Here is a 15733-nt window from a genome sequence, read left to right on the forward strand (position 1 = left end):
CCCCCTCGTGCCGCCAAGACGGCAACAATGCTTTCGCATTTTGGGTTCAATCCAGCGGCTACATTCAGGGCCGGCCTTTCACCTCCGGCTCGCCGTCGGATCGACTGAAGAATGACGTCCGCCACTGGCGCTAAAAGTACTTCCCTCATTCTCACCTAGTGGTTCATCATAGTGATTTTGACGTTTTGATACCGAGCCATTCGAGGATGGGCAAGTTTTCCGGTGGCAAGAGAATCTCGATGCTTCTGGGGACGCCGGGTTGACGTCGGATGAAGCCGTTCCGTTCGAGGGTGACGATCATCTGGTGGACAGTCGGCGGGCTGACGCGGAAATGGCGCTGGATGTCGGCTTCGGCGGGCGGCTGTCCGAACATGTACGAATAGGTATGGATGAAAGCGAGGTAGTGCCCCTGCTTCTCGGTGAAACGCGCGCCTGATTTTTGCCTCATCGTTGGATTGGCCCCGGCCTCCGCCAAGGAGGCAAAGCATGAATGTACGTTATCGGGTCGAATTGAGCCAAGCCGAGCGCGATGAACTGACGGCGATGCTCGGCGGCGGCAAGCACGCCGCCCGCAAGCTCAAGCGGGCGCAGATTTTGCTGGCGGCCGATCGGGGCCGCCGCGACGAGGAGATTGCCCGGACCGTGAGTGTCAGCCTCTCCACCGTCGGCCGGACCAAGCGCCGCTTCGTGGAAAGCAATCTGGAGCGGGCCTTGAGCGAGGAGCCGCGTCCGGGCGCGGAACGCAAGCTGACGGGCAAGGAAGAGACCCTGCTGGTCGCGACCGCATGCGCCAAGCCGCCCGCCGGCCGCAAACGCTGGACGCTGACGCTGCTGGCCGACACGATGGTCAAGCTCACCGATCACGACAGCCTGTCGGGCGAGACCGTGCGTCGCCGGCTGGCCGAGAACGACCTCAAGCCATGGCGCAGGGACATGTGGTGGTGCATTCCCCATGTCGACGGCGAATACGTCGCCCGCATGGAGGACGTGCTCGATCTCTATTCCGAGGCGCCGGATTCCGAGCGGCCGCTGGTCTGCTTCGACGAGACCCCCGTCCAGCTCATCGGCGAGGTGCGTCAGCCGATCCCGGCCAAGCCCGGACAGCGCGAGTGCTACGATTATGAGTACCGCCGCAACGGCACCGTCAATCTCTTCGTCACCTTCGATCCGCATCGCGGCTGGCGCAACGTCAAGATAACAGACCGCCGCGCGGCCGTGGACTACGCCCACTGCATGCGTGAACTCGTCGACGTCCATTATCCCGATGCCGCCTGTATCCGTGTCGTGCAGGACAATCTGTCGATCCATAAGCCTGGGGCGCTGTATCAAGCATTTGCGCCCGCCGAGGCCCGTCGCATCCTGCGTCGCCTCGAATTCCACTTCACCCCGAAGCACGCCAGTTGGCTCAACATGAATCGAGTGCGAGATCAGCGTGCTACAGCGCCAGTGTCTCGGCCGCCGCATCGACGATCCCAAACGGCTCCGAAAAGAGATCGCAGCATGGCAACGGCAGCGAAACAAAGCACGAGACCGCATCAAATGGATGTTCACAACCGACAAAGCCCGCGCCAAACTCGGCCGCGCATATCCAACCACCGCCAAAGAGTCAAAATCACTGTGATGAACCACTAGTTGGCCTTGCCTTGCCTTGCCTTGTCTCACTGATCCCTTCACTTCAGATCACGAAAGCCCATTCATGAAAGCGGCTTGCGGGAAAACTGCACGAGCCGTTTGAGCGGCGGGCGGAGGCAAGCCCTTCAATGGGCGACTCCCCCGACCCGACACTCCGAGGACGGGAAAGCCGGCCACATGGGGAAACGAAACTTGAACAGATAGCAGTGAAAGCTGTGAACCAACTGCCGAAGAGCGTGGTGCGGGAAATCCGCACGCCACGTTCTGTGAGAACCGGGGGCGGGCGACCGCCTCCGGTGACCCGGTGGGCGGAGCTGCGAGGCTCCTCCCTCTCGATCAATCACTTTCGGGGATCCCGTCAGCAAAGGGGGAGGGAGCCCGTAGGGAGTCCGTCCGCCAATGCGCCCCTTACTGATCCCAATGACTTCGGAGTCATCTGCAACGCGCTGTGAGGTGAGCGCCCCGTTCAGGTCCCCCCTTGCGGCCCCTCGCGGGGGAGGGGGTAGGGACAGGGATAAGCCGCAACGGAGGTGCGCCTAGAAAGCGTCAGTTCGACTTCGGGGTCGCCGCTGCCGGCTGGGCGGCCACCTGCGGGGCGCGGCCGACGATTACGGTGAGCAGGCCGTCGCCCCAGAGCTTCTTCGCGACCCGCCTGGTGTCATCAAGCGTCACCGCGTCGACGATGGCGTTGCGCTTCTCGATATAGTCGATCGGCAGCTTGTCGAGCTGATACTGCAGCATCTCCTGCGCCAGCTTGGAGGAGGTGTCGAGCGCCAGCATCTGCGAGCCCTTGAGATAGGACTTCGCCTCGTCGAGCTCCTGCTGCGTCGGGCCCTCCTCGGCGATGCGGCAGATTTCCTTCTCGACCGCATCGACGGTCTCGCCGGCGCGATCGGCGCGGGCGCCGGTCTCGCCGATGAACAGCGCGGAGTGATCCATCCAGAGCAGCGCTTCATGGATCGAATAGGCCAGCCCGCGCTTCTCGCGCACTTCCTTGAAGAGCCGCGACGACGGGCCGCCGCCGAGAATGTGGTTCACCACATCGGCCGCCATGAAATCCGGGTCGTGCCTGTTGATGCCGGGTCCGCCGAAGGTGACGACGGTCTGCGGCACGTCGAGCGGGATGAAGGCGCGCTGCGGCGGCTTGGCCGCCACGACGTCGGGGATCGGCGTCAGTTCAGCCTTGGCCGGCAGGGCGCCGAAGGTCTTGTCGAGCAGCTTGCCGAGCGTATCGGGATCGACGTCGCCGACCACGACGATGCGCAGCGTATCCTTGGCGAGGATCCGGCGCGCATAGTCCTTCAGGTCGGCGATCTCGATCTTCGGTACGCTGTCCAGCGTGCCGGTGGCCGGCCTGCCATAGGGATGATCGCCAAACGCGACTTCGAGGACCTTGCGGTCGGCCAGCGAGGACGGATTGGTCGATTCACGGCGCAGGGTGGAGATCACCTGGGCGCGGATGCGTTCGACGTCGGCCGGCTCGAACCGCGCGGAGGTCAGCGCCATCCGCAACAGGTCGTACGCTTCGTCCTTGTTGTCCTTGAGCATGCGAAGCGAGCCGCGGAAGTGATCGCGCGTCGCGGAGAAGCTCAACTTGATGGCCCGGCGGTCGAGCCGCTCATGGTAGGTCTTGTAATCGAGATCGCCTGAGCCTTCCTCAAGCAGGTCGGCGACCAGATTGCCGACGCCGGGCTTGCCGGCCGGATCCTGGCTCGCGCCGCCGCTGAAGGCATATTTCATCGCGATCAGGGGCACGGTCGCGTCCTGCACGAACCACGCCTCGATGCCGCCAGGCGACACCAGTCGCTGGATCTTGGCTGCAGCCTGCGAGGGCGCGGATGACAGCGTCAGCATCGCGGCGCAGGCGCCGCCGATCAGTGCCGCGCGGCGGGTGAGGGAATAGGTCACGAGCGCTTCTCCTTATGTTTCGGCGCAGTATCCTTGATCAGATAGCCGGTCACCGATCGCTTCTTGTCGAGCCATTTGGCCGCGGCGTCGCGCACCTGCTCGGCGGTGACGGCGCGGATGCGGTCCGGCCAGCTCCTGATATCGTCGATGCTGAGACCGGTGGTCAGGGCACCGCCATACCAGCGCGCCAGGGTCGCCTGATTGTCCTGGGCGTAGATCGCTTCGGCAATGAGCTGGGTCTTGACTCGCTCGAGGTCCTCGGCGCGTGCGGTATTCTGCGCGAGGTCGGCGATCACCTTGTCGATCGCCTCCTCGATCGGCGCGAACTCGACGCCTTGCTTGGGGGTCACCGAGATCGAGAATTGCGACGGGTCGAGCGCCGTGCCATCGTAGCCAGCGCCGGCGCTGATCGCGAGACCCCTGTCGATCACCAGCGCGCGGTAGAGATAGGAGTTGGCGCCGCCGCCCATCAATTGCGCGAGCACATCGAGCGCGGGGCTTTCGCCCGTTGCCGCCGTTGCGGCCGCCGGCACCAGATAATAGCGGCGCAGGCCGGGCTGCTCGACACGCGGATCCGACAGCGTCACGGTGCGCGGCGCCGCCGGCATCGGCTCCTGTGGCCGCACGCGCTTCGCGGGGATCGCGTGCTGCGCCGGGATCGGACCGAAGTTCTTCTCCACCAGCGGGCGGATGTCCTTGACGTCGACGTCGCCGGCGATGACCAGGATTGCGTTGTTCGGGGCGTAGAAGCGCTTGTAGAACGCGAGCGCATCCTCGCAGTCGAGCTTTTCGATCTCCTGGTGCCAGCCGATCACCGGGCGGCCGTAGGGATGGTTGAGGTAGAGCGCGGCCATGATCTGCTCGGTCAGCCGCTCGTCCGGCTCGTTGGCGACGCGCATGTTGTATTCTTCCAGCACGACGTCACGCTCGGGCAGCACGTTCTCGTCCTTGAGGATGAGGCCGATCATGCGGTCGGCCTCGAACTCCATCATGGAGCCGAGCTGCTCGCGGGGCACGCGCTGGTAGTAGCCAGTGTAGTCGACCGAGGTGAAGGCGTTCTCGTTGCCGCCGACCCGCCGCACGGTCTGCGAGAACTCGCCGGCCGGGTGCTTGGCGGTGCCCTTGAACATCAGATGTTCGAGGAAATGCGCGAGCCCGGATTTGCCCGGCGTCTCGTCGGCGGAGCCGAGCTTGTACCAGATCATCTGCGTCACGACAGGCGTGCGGTGATTGGGGATCACCACAACCTGCAGGCCGTTGTCGAGCGTGAAGCTGGCGGGGCGTTCGGAGGTAACCGTGGTCTGGGCGCGGAGGCCGCTGCTTGACAGCGAGGTCGTGCAAACAAGTGCGGCAACGAAAAGGGCGGTCGCTCGGTGTGAGGGCATCATGATCCTTATGGAAGCCCGAACATGCGGTCGGGGCGCGAAAGCACGGGCACCCTACACGGCACTGTCCGTGCCAGTCATCACGAAACGGAGAGAGACGCGCCGCCCCGCATTAAGCTTTGCTCATGTGAGGCCCGGCCGCGAGGATGAGATTGTAAAACCATACGTATCGCTGATTGACGTTAGGTTCGATCGTCTCCGCGCGGTGCGCCAGCGCCTCTCGTGGCAAACCTTTTACCTGCCGAAGTTTCCTCACGGTAAACGCGGTACCTTTCGGATAGTCACGCCCGAGAGGACGTCTCCTTCAAGAACTCTACACACGTCGCATCTAGTTTCTCCATGAATGGCTGTTGGGGCGCCGACTTGAATCTCCGTTGACACCGAGCTCCAGTACGCCAGTTCCGGGCAGAATTCGGCACGGCATCGTGTCCGCAACAATCTGCCGGGTACACCGGACTTCTGCCCGCTCGTTTTCAAGACGCCAGTACTGGTGGGTCTGTTGCGCTGGATATCAAGGAACGCGCCCGCGCCGTAGTGAGCCAGATTCCAAAAGATCTGCTCGCGAACCGCTGCCGTTCTTCTCCTCAAAGACTCAAAGTCGAGCTACGTCAATAGAAGGCGAGAGACCACCGCAGGACCGTATCCAGCGATGGGGAATGGTCATCGGGAAGGCGGGACGGGGACCGCTCGATGAGGCAGAGGTTCTACGCGTGCAGCGCATCGCGATCGGCGATGAGCGCTTCGTGAAGCTCGGCTTCCGTACCGAAGCTGGTTTCGTCGGCGACCACGACCGCGAGACGCAAAGACCGATCCCGGATCATATCAGCGCGCGCCACGAAGATATCGCCTCCCTGGTCCGCGGACCAATCGCATTCGATCATGCGGCGGAAAATGAGCTTGATCCAGTCGTCGCCGCCGCCGTGCTGGCCTTCGGTTTCGTCTTTATCCACCGCTTTGAGGACGGCAATGGCCGCATTCACCGATAGCTGATGCACCATGTTCTGGCACGACGAGGATTTCAATCCCGCTGGAATCGACATTCCGGTTTCGGCAGTCACTCTCGACAAGATCAGCGAATACAAGGAAGTGCTGGAAAGCTATTCGATTAGATTGCTTCCGTGTGTTGAATGGGGATCCGACGCCACAAGGCAACATGAAGGTCGTGAACGATACCGGGCGACTTTTACCGCTTCTTCGACGCGACGCCACACGCCGAGTTTCTGTACGAATGCGTGCAGAGGACCGTCGAACAGGATCTTCCGAAGGAAACCCGATTTTGCAGAGCTTCGATAACTTCCGCACGAGGGGTCGAGAATATCGTCGACATGCCGGAACGAACGCTAAATAATCTCTTCGGGTTTCTGCAACAGAATGCAGGCGGACTCTCAAGCGGGCCCGCGAGAATGAGTTTTCTGAACTGACTTCGGATGGAGTGACGAGAATTGCGGAGCTTTATCAAGCCGCCTTCTCTCCTTTGCGGGGCGGCAGGAAACGGACAGCACGGTTTTTAATCGCTCACTCAGACCGTTCGGCCATGGCCTTTTCGATTTGCTCGGCAAGCTGCCTGAAATGGGCGGCGAGGTGCTCGTACAGTTCGCGCTCCTTCTGGTGCGCGCGGCACCCTTGCGCAGCGCCGTCTTCAGCTTCGAGAATGCCATTTCAATCGGATTGAGGTCCGGCGAGTAGGCCGGCAAATAGCGCACTTTGGCGCCGACCGCTTCGACCGCCTGGCGAACGCCGTCGATCTTGTGGGTGCGCAGGTTTTCCATGAAGACAATATCGCCTTTTCGCAGCATCGGCGCGAGGATCTGCTCAACATAAGCGAGGAACGATGGCCCATCCATCGCGCCGTCAATGACATAAGGCGCCGTCAGGCCGTTGATGCGCAACGCGGCAACAAGCGTCAGCGTCTTCCAGTGGCCGTGGGCACGCTCGCAACGAGACGCTCGCCACGCGGTGAGCGGCCGCGATGCCGGACCATCTTCGTCGTAACCGCCGTCTCGTCGATGAACACGAGGCGCGGCGCATCAAGCTTGGATTGCTCGACCTTCAGCTCGGCACGCGCTGCAGCGACATCAGGACGATCCTGTTCGGCGGCGTGCAGAGTTTTTTTTGAACGTGATATCGTGGCGTTCGTAGAAGCGCCAGACCGAGGTCGTGCCGGTTTTCAGCCGCTTCTCGGACTTGAGCCGCGCGCGAATCTCTTCGAGCGTCAAGTCCGGCTCCGCTGCGACCAGATCAAGCAGCCATTGGCGATGCGCCTCGAGCGGCGAGCGGCAGTGGCCCGTGCCGGGCATGCCGCTACACTGCCCGTTGTCGCCCAGCGCTCGATCCAGCGGATTGCGGTCGAGGCGCTGAGACCGAGCACCCGCGCCGCTTCCCGTCTGCTCTCGCCGTCTTCGACAAGCGCAACCGCCCGCGCCCTGAGGTCCTTCGAGTATCCCTTCGCCATCGCGCGACCTCGCCGTTGCTGTCAAAGCAACTCGAATCTGATTTGCGCGCCTCTGGGAACCCCCTTACTGTTCCGATTCACATCAACCGAAAACCGCTCTCTAGGAGCCTGTCCCTATAATGGACTTAGGATTAAGCGAAGCGGGTTCTGAAGCTTTTTTTGGGGAGACAGGTTCTCCTCAGCGTGCGGCGGCGAGTTTTGCGAGGTTGTGGGCGATGCAGATCATGGCCCATTCGGCTTTGACCTTGTCGATGCTGCGCAGGAGGAACTGGCGGAAGCCTCTTGCCTGCTTGATCTGACCGAAGACGGGCTCGACGATTTGTTTTCGCAATCGATATCGGCTTCGATAGCCTGCGCGCTTGAGCTTTGTGCTCATTCTGGCGACGAGCGTGCCGGATTTGAGCTTTCTTTTTGTCGTGGCCGCCTTGGTGCCGTGCTTTTGCCGTCCGGTGGCGACGTAGCCCTCGATCCGGCGTCGAATGAGCGTGCGAAGATTGGCTTGCGAGCAATAGCCTGCATCGGCCGACGCTTCATCCGGGTTCTTCCCGAGATTGGCTTTGATGGCATCGAGCAATGGCGCAAGCTGCGCCTGATCGCTTGGCGAGTTGGTCAGCGTGTGCGCCACGATGATCTGATGGGCGCCATCGACGGCGGCCTGTGCGTTGTAGCCCTGGATGAAGCCGTTTTTGGTCGGCATCACGCGGCTGTCGGGATCGGTGAAGTTGCGCTGCGCCTTGTCGCTCGGCTCTGCCGTGACGGGCTTGGACTTGCGTCCCGGCCGGCCCTTGCCGCCGTCGCCGGAGCGGTCGTCGCCCGGCTTCGAGGCCGCTTTGGCTTTGGCTTCAGCTTCCAGCGCAGCCTTGGCGGTCCGGATCTTCTCCAGCCGCTTCTCTTTGTTGGCCATCCACTCGGGCATTTCGTCGCCACGCTTCGAGGCTCCGAGCTGACGATCCTCAGCCTTGTCGGCTTGGGCGGCCTGGGCCAGCCAGCCCTCGACCTCCGCCGCAAGCCTCGGCTCGGCCTCTTTCATCCGGCCATAGCTCATCGCCTTGTTGATCCCGGCATTGGCCTTGATCTTGGTGCCGTCGAGCGCCACGTGGCCAAGCTTCACGAGCCCCGCCGCGCGACACAGCGCAAGAACCTGCCGGAACAATCCGGAGAGCGCAGCCAAATGCCGCTTGCGGAACTCGCTGATCGTGCGGAAGTCCGGACGCTGCATCCCCGTTACAGCCGCAAAATCCAGCCGCTCCTCGCAGCCCCGTGCGATCTTGCGCGACGAGTAGATCCCCTGGCTGTACGCATAAAGCAGCAGCGCTACCATCATGCCAGGATGATAGGGCGGAAAGCCGCGCTCCTCGTCGTAGACATCCATGATCCGCGACAGGTCCAAGCCGGTGCGAACCGTGTCGCGCACAAAGTGGGCCGTGTGCCCGGAAGGCATCAAATCCTGGATCGATGGCGGCAGCAGCCAAACCTGATCAACGTCCCAAGGACGAAATGTCTTGCTCATCCACCGTTTGAATCACGACGCTTGTTCTTCGTCGAGAAAAATCCGATTACTCGGACAGGCTCCTAGGATCCCCGCCCTTATAGAGCACAAAATAGGGTAGCCGGCGCTCGCCTTGCTTTCGTGTCTGAATAAAAAAACGCGGCTTTCGCAGCGCAGGCACTTGGCCGTCAACCCGTCTTGTCTACCACGGGCGCCGTCCGTTAGCCGATCCCGAAGAGTACCCCACGTATCCTCGGACAAGGATGGAAGCTCGCGCGCCGACATTGAACCGATCGGCCGGTCAAACATGACCGCTTCGATGATGCGGCGCGGCGGGCGGTGCGGGGAGACTCACTTTTCAGCATTCCTAGTGGTTCATCATAGTGATTTTGACGTTTTGATACCGAGCCATTTGAGGATGGCAAGTTTTCCGGTGGCAAGAGAATCTCGATGCTTCTGGGGACGCCGGGTTGACGTCGGATGAAGCCGTTCCGTTCGAGGGTGACGATCATCTGGTGGACAGTCGGCGGGCTGACGCGGAAATGGCGCTGGATGTCGGCTTCGGCGGGCGGCTGTCCGAACATGTACGAATAGGTATGGATGAAAGCGAGGTAGTGCCCCTGCTTCTCGGTGAAACGCGCGCCTGATTTTTGACTCATCGTTGGATTCGTCCCGGCCTCCGACAAGGAGGCAAAGCATGAATGTACGTTATCGGGTCGAATTGAGCCAAGCCGAGCGCGATGAACTGACGGCGATGCTCGGCGGCGGCAAACACGCCGCCCGCAAGCTCAAGCGGGCGCAGATTTTGCTGGCGGCCGATCGGGGCCGCCGCGACGAGGAGATTGCCCGGACCGTGAGTGTCAGCCTCTCCACCGTCGGCCGGACCAAGCGCCGCTTCGTGGAAGGCAATCTGGAGCGGGCCTTGAGCGAGGAGCCGCGTCCGGGCGCGGAACGCAAGCTGACGGGCAAGGAAGAGGCCCTGCTGGTCGCGACCGCATGCGCCAAGCCGCCCACCGGCCGCAAACGCTGGACGCTGACGCTGCTGGCCGACACGATGGTCAAGCTCACCGATCACGACAGCCTGTCGGGCGAGACCGTGCGTCGCCGGCTGGCCGAGAACGACCTCAAGCCATGGCGCAGGGACATGTGGTGCATTCCCCATGTCGCGCGAACGATGGTGCGCAATTGGGGCTAGGGTGATGCGCCCCCTCTGTGCGTCAGCTTATTGTCAGCTCGGGCGCCTATCATTGTCCACAGGTCTTCGAGTAGGCCAGTACGTTGCGATAGGGAGAGCGAACCGCATGTATAGTAGCAGAATCACTGGTTCTTCCAGCCAAGTTCCAAGTGTGAGCCAGGCCGATGAATCGGAGCTATCAGCAGATGGCCGTAGGTTTACGGAAACGCTTACGGCGCCTGGTTCGTCCTCGGGGGCGACACGGCCGTACTCCCTCATTTCCGAACCTCCCATCGATGAGATTGACAGGGAGTCATTCAGGGAAGAACTGAGAAATTTTTACGGTAAGGACATCAAGCACATAGCCGATAATCCGCAAGAATACTCGGATTTTGTTTCCGAAAAGGCTGAGCGCACAGCGATGGTCGCCAGAGCCGGATCCACCGTAGAGGATTCGGACCATGCGCGATATTTCAGCTATCAATTGGGTGACAAGAGTGTCGGGCTTCTAAAGACCGAAGGTCGACGTCGCATGGGAGGGGAGGCGTGGGAGCGGCACTTTCCTGGGCGAAAACACGTCTCGTCCGTTGTCGGTCTCCGGGTTACTCATCCGCTCGTCGAGAACGCAGGCGATGTTCTGCTGGAACATCAACTTCGGCTTGACGGCAAGCGGGCGTTGGTCATGTCGCGTCCTGCCACGGATGAGGTGAAGCCCCGTCTAGAGCAGATGGGTTTTGTTCACGTAGGGGACAATGAAGATGACAATGAATATGTGCTTGACCCTAGGCAGCATCCCGACAAGTGGACGCTGAACGATGAGGGAAAATGGCAGCGGGCGGACAAGCCTCGGCTATATCTCTCCAAGGTTGAGAGTAGTGATGACGAAAACGAAGGAAGTGTCGAGAAATATTCGGGCGAAGAATACATCGAAACGGATTCGTCGGGGGACGATCCTTCTTGGTACTTCGACCGGCTCAATTTAGGCCCGGGGACTGGCTAGCAGAAGTCGCGCCGGGTGCGGCTTGGCCTGAAAGTGGCCGATTTCTCGTAGCGGCATGCACCGGGAAGGGGCGCTGCAACGGGAGCGCCCGCCACGCGCGGGTGTGCTCTCGATGCGGCGCGCGAGCGGAATAAATTGGAAGCGGCGGCGGTTCTCGAATTTGGCGGCAGAGCAGCTTCTTTGGAAGCCCTAGTCAGCCGCTCTGAGCTACTTTTTGCCTCATTGGCAACTCTCTGGGATTTGAACGCTCCACCATCGATGTTGCGCGACTCTTGCAGGGCGCTTCGCCGGACGATCAATTGAGGTGTGCCTCCTCATGACCACCAACGGCCAAGCCGAATGTCGCTGCCGACTGCGATCTGCGGCTTCAACGACATTAATCCGGCGCGCTAGGGGAGGAGCAAGCGATGAAACCAGTCTGGGTCTAGATCGATGAAAAACACCCGCGCGTGATGCAAACCAGATCGCGCTGTTCGTGGATCAATACCGCCAATTGTCTGGACACTTGGTTGTCGAGCCGAGGAGGGGCTCAGCTGCTCGCAGCTCCGCTTTCCGCGCCTCATCCAGACGTCATTCACGGATAGCGAAATGTCTTGCCCTCAATTGCTGATCTTAGTGCTCGCTCGGACGCCATTTCGCGATGCTCTGCCTGCACATTCTTGTTCAGTGGACCGCTTATCCTCAGTCAAGGGCTGCTTCGATCGCTCCCAATTCAGTATCGTTGCAGCAGTCCTTGAGTATGTTGGAAGACGGCGCGAGTGAGCGCAGCGCCAAACCAAGCTTGCGCAGTGTTTCAATGATGCGCACTGCGATCTCATCACGAGTAGCATTTAGAACTGTATCAAAGGGCAATTTGAACATTGGTCTGTTCGTCGATAAAGGGTCTGAGGTGAGCATCCTGCGGAAGCGCAAGGGTTGGCCGTCAATTGCCGTTACATGTTACAGCCGACCCGACTGTGCGTTGGCGCGGCCGCTCGCTGGATCACTTCACCAGCTGTTTAGCGCTTGGTAAGTGTAAGCAGCGAGCTCGTCGGCTCGAAGAACATCACGAGCGATTGCGACTGAGGCTTGGGGGAAGCCTGGCTCGTCCGGCCACTTGCCGAGACCGTTCACCAGGTTCGACGGGCACCGCTGCGCCTTCGACGGCGGGATCAAGCTTGGAAACGGTCGCCTTATGATCCCGGCATTCAAGGGAGCTCATTCCGTCGGCCGGCCGTGACTGAACTGGAAGAGCAGCTGTTTCCCGCGGTGCGTTGATGTGGTGAGGTGAAAAAGGAAAATCTGGTGCTCTGAACCAAACTCGCAAGCTGAAAAGCACCATTGTGACCATATCCGTGAGGAAAAGTACGCGTTCTTCTCAGTAAAGGTGAAGGAGATAGCGAAAGTTTGTACCGGCCTCTCGATGGAGGTTCTTTACCGGTTCAAGGAGAAGCGAGCGCCCGGTTGCATGTGCTTGCCGGCATTGGAAGCGGAAGAAGAGAGATGATCTACACTACGGTTTGCTCAGCAGTTTGTTCGAAATCAAGCGAGGCAAAGGAGGTGACGTGAGAGCACAAGTTCTAGAAAAGCTCGAGGCTGGCCGCGTACGATATGGCCAATTCGCCAGCGCGCCGGAGTCAGGTCCTTGCGGCCTCTTTTTTGTCCAGGGGCCTTGTGGCTGCAAGCTCAGGATAATCGGACTTGTTCGCCCAGGTTGGGAGCATGTCTCCGTCTCTACGCCGCGACGTTGTCCGAACTGGAAAGAGATGTGCTTCGTCAAAGACCTGTTTTGGGATGAAGAGGAGTGCGTGATGCAGCTGCATCCTCCTCATTCGCAATACGTGAATAACAGCCGGTATTGCCTGCATCTCTGGAAGCCGACTCGTCGGGACATTCCAATGCCACCGGCTAGCTTCGTAGGCGTCGTCGGGCTTGATCCATCTGAAACGGCAATGTTGCTTGCACAGATTGGGGGGCTATCATGAGACCCGTATCTACAACGATTTGAGGGCCCCAACAGGGGCGCCGCCGCATCTATTCCGGTAGGAACGACAGCTGCGATAGACGAACAACTCCCTTCAATACATCTAAGATGCTTGTTGATGTTTGTTCGGGGAGTTTTCAGATCCCTTCGGCTGATCAACAAGGGCTGGGACTCCCGCCAGACGATATCGTTGCCGTGGGGAAACTCGTCAGCTTGGCGTCAGCTCGCATCCTTAGGGTGCCGATCCGTCAATAGGCGGTGAACGATGAGCCTTATCACGCATCGAGAAGAGCAGCGGGTTATAGCGAGCATGTCTGGCCCTACGGAGGACACGGCACGTCTGGATTGGGTGCCGTTCTGGTTGCGATCGGCCTTGGATATAGCCGCATTGTGCTGTGTGGCGTGCCTTGTGATGACGGCCGTTATAATAATGACGAGCCTTTTTGGCGGCGTACTGCTTTTGCTTCATCTGAGGCGGCGGGCTCGGTGTGTGCAAATCGCAACGTCTATTGTGGAAGGTGAACCAGATCGCTTTCGAGCCAAAAATGAGAAGCATGTCGGACCGCACCAAGAAGTGGTTGGGTGGCGCACACAAACTCGACCCGCAGCCTCAGGAGATACGATCGAGTAGAACCCGCAGTAGTCGACCGCCTGAAAACAGCAGATCGCGCCACATGAGATGCGCTCCTGTCATAGTTTCAACTTGCAAGAACGGGGAAACGGGTTCGAGCCTCTGGACGGCACCGGAGGTCAGCCGATGCCGTTGCACTGCATCAATGAGGCGCGCCTGAGCAGGGTAGCGCCTCTCAAAGCAGAGAGTATACTCATCGCAGCGTGCCTCAACACTGAGTACCGTGACACAAGCTCAATCCGGCATACGGTCAATGAGCTAGCGCGTGGCTGCCTCGCGGGCGCTGACTACACGATTGAGGATACATATGTTCTTACGCCGGTGTCGGTAAGAAGGGTGGCAGGAATCCACAGGGCGGATCGTCTTAGGGATTCATGCATAGATCAGCCACGCCTCGTGGCGGTCTGAGCTTGAGACGGAGCTGGTTGATATCTGATCGCGCACCGCCGCTTCGAAGTAACCAGGGAGAATGATGGGCGGAGAGCAGCTCGTTCAAGGGCTTAAGGAAGCAGGAACAAGGGCGCGCAGGGAATGTCAGATATTTGTGTAAGGGGCCTCTGTGAAGCTGGATTGCAGTCGTTTCTGGCATTAGCCGGACATTGTCATTTGATCCTATGGTGGCTAAACAGTGGCCGGGCAGCAAGCTCTGTCAAAGCCGCAGCCGTCGCAGGCGGGGCCCGCAGGCCCGCCTTTTCAGAGCTTGCTGATCGGCCAAACTCGGTCCGCCGGATAAGGCGGACATTTTGGTCATCGCGCTGATCCCGGAAAACGCGAGCCGAAGTGAATGGCGAACTGGCCCATGGCGGCAGTCCACTCGACACCTCGCCGCCACCTATCCGGCGTTCTTGTGCGAGATAAAGCAGCTTCAACGCGTCGTCGTCGTTGGGAAACTGCCGCGGGTCTTAATGATCTTGCGCAAGCTAACGCGCGCGTAGAGGCTCAGGATTTTGTCGTCGAAGCCGTCGAACGGGTCTGGCCCTTGGCGATCAATAGCGGCTCGAACCTGCCGGCCCGGTCGCGTGGCAAAGCTATGTCGATCTCGCCGTCCTCGGTCAGGATCGTCTTCGCGCTGGTCCCGTTACGGCTATTGCCGCTGCCGCGGCCGGCCCGGTCCCCTTCTCGTAGCCAAGATGATCGCTCAGCTCCGCACCAAGCGCCCGCTCAATCAGCGCCTTCTTCAGCTGCTTGAAAAGCCCGTCCGTACCTGTGAGGTCTTCAGGCGTCTCATAGTTAGCAAGCAGTTGTTCCAGTAGTTCAGGTGTAAACGTCGTCTCGGTCGTCATGTGAGTCTCCTCGGTAAGGTAAACTCACAGAAGCCTGCTTACACATTCTTTCTGGCACCCTCTTGAGCCGGCATCAATTCGGCTTCCGAAAGCAGGAGATCAAGCAGTCTTCGTTAGCCGACTGACCTTGGCAACTCACTCGCTCCACTTCGACCAAAGATTCCTTCAACATGAGCATGCAAGTCTCAGCTCCAGCGGCATGGCCCCAACGCCTGCAGTTGGTATCTCGGGCTGACCCAAAAACCAGCTGTCCATCTGGCGCCAGCATCTGCACCAACTTGCGGATAGTCGCGCGCATCTCGGCCACGCCTCCAAGGTAGTAGAGGACTTCGGCCAGTACGATCAAATCAAACCGCTCGGCGGTCGAAAACTGCTGAACGTCCGAAGCCATCCAGGTTATGTGCGACCACCGTTTCGTCCGCAGGCTAGCTCGACGAATCGCTTGCGGCATAACGTCGATGACTGTGAGCCGTTTGCAATGAGGTGCTAGTATTTCCGTAAATGCGCCGGCCGCGCACCCGACCTCGAGGGCGTGCGAAATCACGCCTTGCGAAAGCGATAGCCGGAGCATTTGCGAGTGACGCTCGCGTTCGAATGGATTACCGTCGAGCCTCCACGGATCGTCGGCGGCTAGTTCCTGCTCTAGCGATTGATGCTTGCTGTCCGAACTCATGAGTCACCTACCTACTGAGAATGCACGATCGGGTGCCCGTGCGGATGCTGTCAAACGAGACCAGCCTCGACGAACTACGGGAAAGCTCCGCCTCCGCGGGTCTACCGACCATTGAAGAGCCTCCAGTCCAGCTTTCGCAGACC

The 15733-nt window shown here is 60.3% G+C and carries 14 protein-coding genes and 2 pseudogenes; 5 read left to right on the forward strand and 11 right to left on the reverse strand.

Features of this window, described 5'->3' with window-relative positions; genetic code table 11:
- Nucleotides 1-166: 166 nt before the first annotated feature.
- Entirely contained in the window at nucleotides 167-448 is a 282-nt protein-coding gene (locus RX328_RS12585) for a LexA family protein (RefSeq protein ID WP_108522735.1), read from the reverse strand.
- 38 nt (nucleotides 449-486) lie between these two features.
- Here RX328_RS12585 and RX328_RS12590 point away from each other — a divergent pair.
- Nucleotides 487-1621 (forward strand): IS630 family transposase gene (locus RX328_RS12590; protein WP_317258725.1). Its coding sequence is split into 2 segments (ribosomal slippage): nucleotides 487-1413 and nucleotides 1415-1621, totalling 1134 coding nucleotides; the frame shifts between segments, so codons are not numbered across the junction.
- 557 nt (nucleotides 1622-2178) lie between these two features.
- Here the strand turns inward: RX328_RS12590 and RX328_RS12595 are convergent.
- On the reverse strand, nucleotides 2179-3540 hold the full coding sequence (locus tag RX328_RS12595; RefSeq protein WP_409410923.1) for a M16 family metallopeptidase: 1362 nt from the start codon (nucleotides 3538-3540) through the stop codon (nucleotides 2179-2181).
- The gene (locus RX328_RS12600; protein WP_409410922.1) at nucleotides 3537-4925 is read right to left on the reverse strand and encodes a M16 family metallopeptidase; all 1389 of its coding nucleotides are present in this window, start codon (nucleotides 4923-4925) and stop codon (nucleotides 3537-3539) included. Before RX328_RS12600 ends, RX328_RS12595 begins: the two co-directional genes overlap by 4 nt.
- 656 nt (nucleotides 4926-5581) lie before the next feature.
- On the opposite strand from RX328_RS12600, the gene RX328_RS12605 reads away from it, so the two are divergent.
- On the forward strand, nucleotides 5582-5911 hold the full coding sequence (locus RX328_RS12605; RefSeq protein ID WP_249727351.1) for a Fic family protein: 330 nt from the start codon (nucleotides 5582-5584) through the stop codon (nucleotides 5909-5911).
- Between the two features lie 399 nt (nucleotides 5912-6310).
- Here the strand turns inward: RX328_RS12605 and RX328_RS12610 are convergent, their stop codons facing one another.
- Complete coding sequence (locus RX328_RS12610; RefSeq protein ID WP_249727349.1) at nucleotides 6311-6814, reverse strand: transposase; 504 nt, start codon at nucleotides 6812-6814, stop codon at nucleotides 6311-6313.
- An 80-nt stretch (nucleotides 6815-6894) separates the two neighbouring features.
- Here RX328_RS12610 and RX328_RS43535 point away from each other — a divergent pair, with 80 nt between their 5' ends.
- Entirely contained in the window at nucleotides 6895-7041 is a 147-nt protein-coding gene (locus RX328_RS43535; protein WP_213257399.1) for a hypothetical protein, read from the forward strand.
- On the opposite strand, the gene RX328_RS12615 is transcribed toward RX328_RS43535, so the two are convergent.
- The 4 genes from RX328_RS12615 to RX328_RS12625 all read right to left on the reverse strand — a co-directional run bounded on the left by RX328_RS12615 (nucleotide 7001) and on the right by RX328_RS12625 (nucleotide 9525).
- On the reverse strand, nucleotides 7001-7222 hold the full coding sequence (locus RX328_RS12615; protein ID WP_213257402.1) for a hypothetical protein: 222 nt from the start codon (nucleotides 7220-7222) through the stop codon (nucleotides 7001-7003). The genes RX328_RS43535 and RX328_RS12615 overlap by 41 nt on opposite strands.
- Nucleotides 7138-7377 carry a helix-turn-helix domain-containing protein gene (locus RX328_RS43540; RefSeq protein ID WP_213257398.1) on the reverse strand — a complete coding sequence of 80 codons (240 nt, stop codon included), beginning with the start codon at nucleotides 7375-7377 and terminating at the stop codon, nucleotides 7138-7140. Before RX328_RS43540 ends, RX328_RS12615 begins: the two co-directional genes overlap by 85 nt.
- A 178-nt stretch (nucleotides 7378-7555) precedes the next feature.
- A complete protein-coding gene (locus RX328_RS12620; RefSeq protein WP_317258726.1) occupies nucleotides 7556-8887 on the reverse strand; it encodes an IS1182 family transposase in 1332 nt (443 codons plus the stop codon).
- Nucleotides 8888-9087: 200 nt separating this feature from the next.
- Entirely contained in the window at nucleotides 9088-9525 is a 438-nt protein-coding gene (locus RX328_RS12625) for a LexA family protein (RefSeq protein WP_317258727.1), read from the reverse strand.
- 38 nt (nucleotides 9526-9563) lie between these two features.
- Here RX328_RS12625 and RX328_RS12630 point away from each other — a divergent pair.
- Together RX328_RS12630 and RX328_RS12635 are read left to right on the forward strand one after the other, a co-directional pair.
- Nucleotides 9564-10031, forward strand: a pseudogene (locus RX328_RS12630) (helix-turn-helix domain-containing protein); the annotation flags it as partial.
- Between the two features lie 136 nt (nucleotides 10032-10167).
- Nucleotides 10168-11040 carry a host specificity protein gene (locus RX328_RS12635; RefSeq protein ID WP_213256148.1) on the forward strand — a complete coding sequence of 291 codons (873 nt, stop codon included), beginning with the start codon at nucleotides 10168-10170 and terminating at the stop codon, nucleotides 11038-11040.
- Nucleotides 11041-11721: 681 nt separating this feature from the next.
- Here RX328_RS12635 and RX328_RS12640 read toward each other — a convergent pair.
- From RX328_RS12640 to nodS, 3 genes and pseudogenes are all read right to left on the reverse strand, one after another.
- Nucleotides 11722-11901: a hypothetical protein gene (locus RX328_RS12640; RefSeq protein WP_213256177.1), complete on the reverse strand. Its 180-nt coding sequence runs from the start codon at nucleotides 11899-11901 to the stop codon at nucleotides 11722-11724.
- A gap of 2661 nt (nucleotides 11902-14562) precedes the next feature.
- Nucleotides 14563-14845: pseudogene (locus tag RX328_RS12645) on the reverse strand (transposase); the annotation flags it as partial.
- Nucleotides 14846-14990: 145 nt separating this feature from the next.
- The gene (gene nodS, locus RX328_RS12650; RefSeq protein ID WP_057850273.1) at nucleotides 14991-15590 is read right to left on the reverse strand and encodes a nodulation methyltransferase NodS; all 600 of its coding nucleotides are present in this window, start codon (nucleotides 15588-15590) and stop codon (nucleotides 14991-14993) included.
- Between the last annotated feature and the right edge of the window lie 143 nt (nucleotides 15591-15733).

Source organism: Bradyrhizobium sp. sBnM-33 (genome assembly GCF_032917945.1).
In the GTDB taxonomy this organism is placed as follows: Bacteria; Pseudomonadota; Alphaproteobacteria; order Rhizobiales; family Xanthobacteraceae; genus Bradyrhizobium.

Coding starts and splice junctions, on each gene's coding strand:
- RX328_RS12585 (WP_108522735.1), bottom strand. CDS start 448: ATGAGGCAAAAATCAGGCGCGCGTTTCACCGAGAAGCAGGGGCACTAC.
- RX328_RS12600 (WP_409410922.1), bottom strand. CDS start 4,925: ATGCCCTCACACCGAGCGACCGCCCTTTTCGTTGCCGCACTTGTTTGC.
- RX328_RS12605 (WP_249727351.1), top strand. CDS start 5,582: ATGGTCATCGGGAAGGCGGGACGGGGACCGCTCGATGAGGCAGAGGTT.
- RX328_RS43535 (WP_213257399.1), top strand. CDS start 6,895: ATGCCGGACCATCTTCGTCGTAACCGCCGTCTCGTCGATGAACACGAG.
- RX328_RS12615 (WP_213257402.1), bottom strand. CDS start 7,222: ATGCCCGGCACGGGCCACTGCCGCTCGCCGCTCGAGGCGCATCGCCAA.
- RX328_RS43540 (WP_213257398.1), bottom strand. CDS start 7,377: ATGGCGAAGGGATACTCGAAGGACCTCAGGGCGCGGGCGGTTGCGCTT.
- RX328_RS12620 (WP_317258726.1), bottom strand. CDS start 8,887: ATGAGCAAGACATTTCGTCCTTGGGACGTTGATCAGGTTTGGCTGCTG.
- RX328_RS12625 (WP_317258727.1), bottom strand. CDS start 9,525: ATGAGTCAAAAATCAGGCGCGCGTTTCACCGAGAAGCAGGGGCACTAC.
- RX328_RS12635 (WP_213256148.1), top strand. CDS start 10,168: ATGTATAGTAGCAGAATCACTGGTTCTTCCAGCCAAGTTCCAAGTGTG.
- RX328_RS12640 (WP_213256177.1), bottom strand. CDS start 11,901: ATGTTCAAATTGCCCTTTGATACAGTTCTAAATGCTACTCGTGATGAG.
- nodS (WP_057850273.1), bottom strand. CDS start 15,590: ATGAGTTCGGACAGCAAGCATCAATCGCTAGAGCAGGAACTAGCCGCC.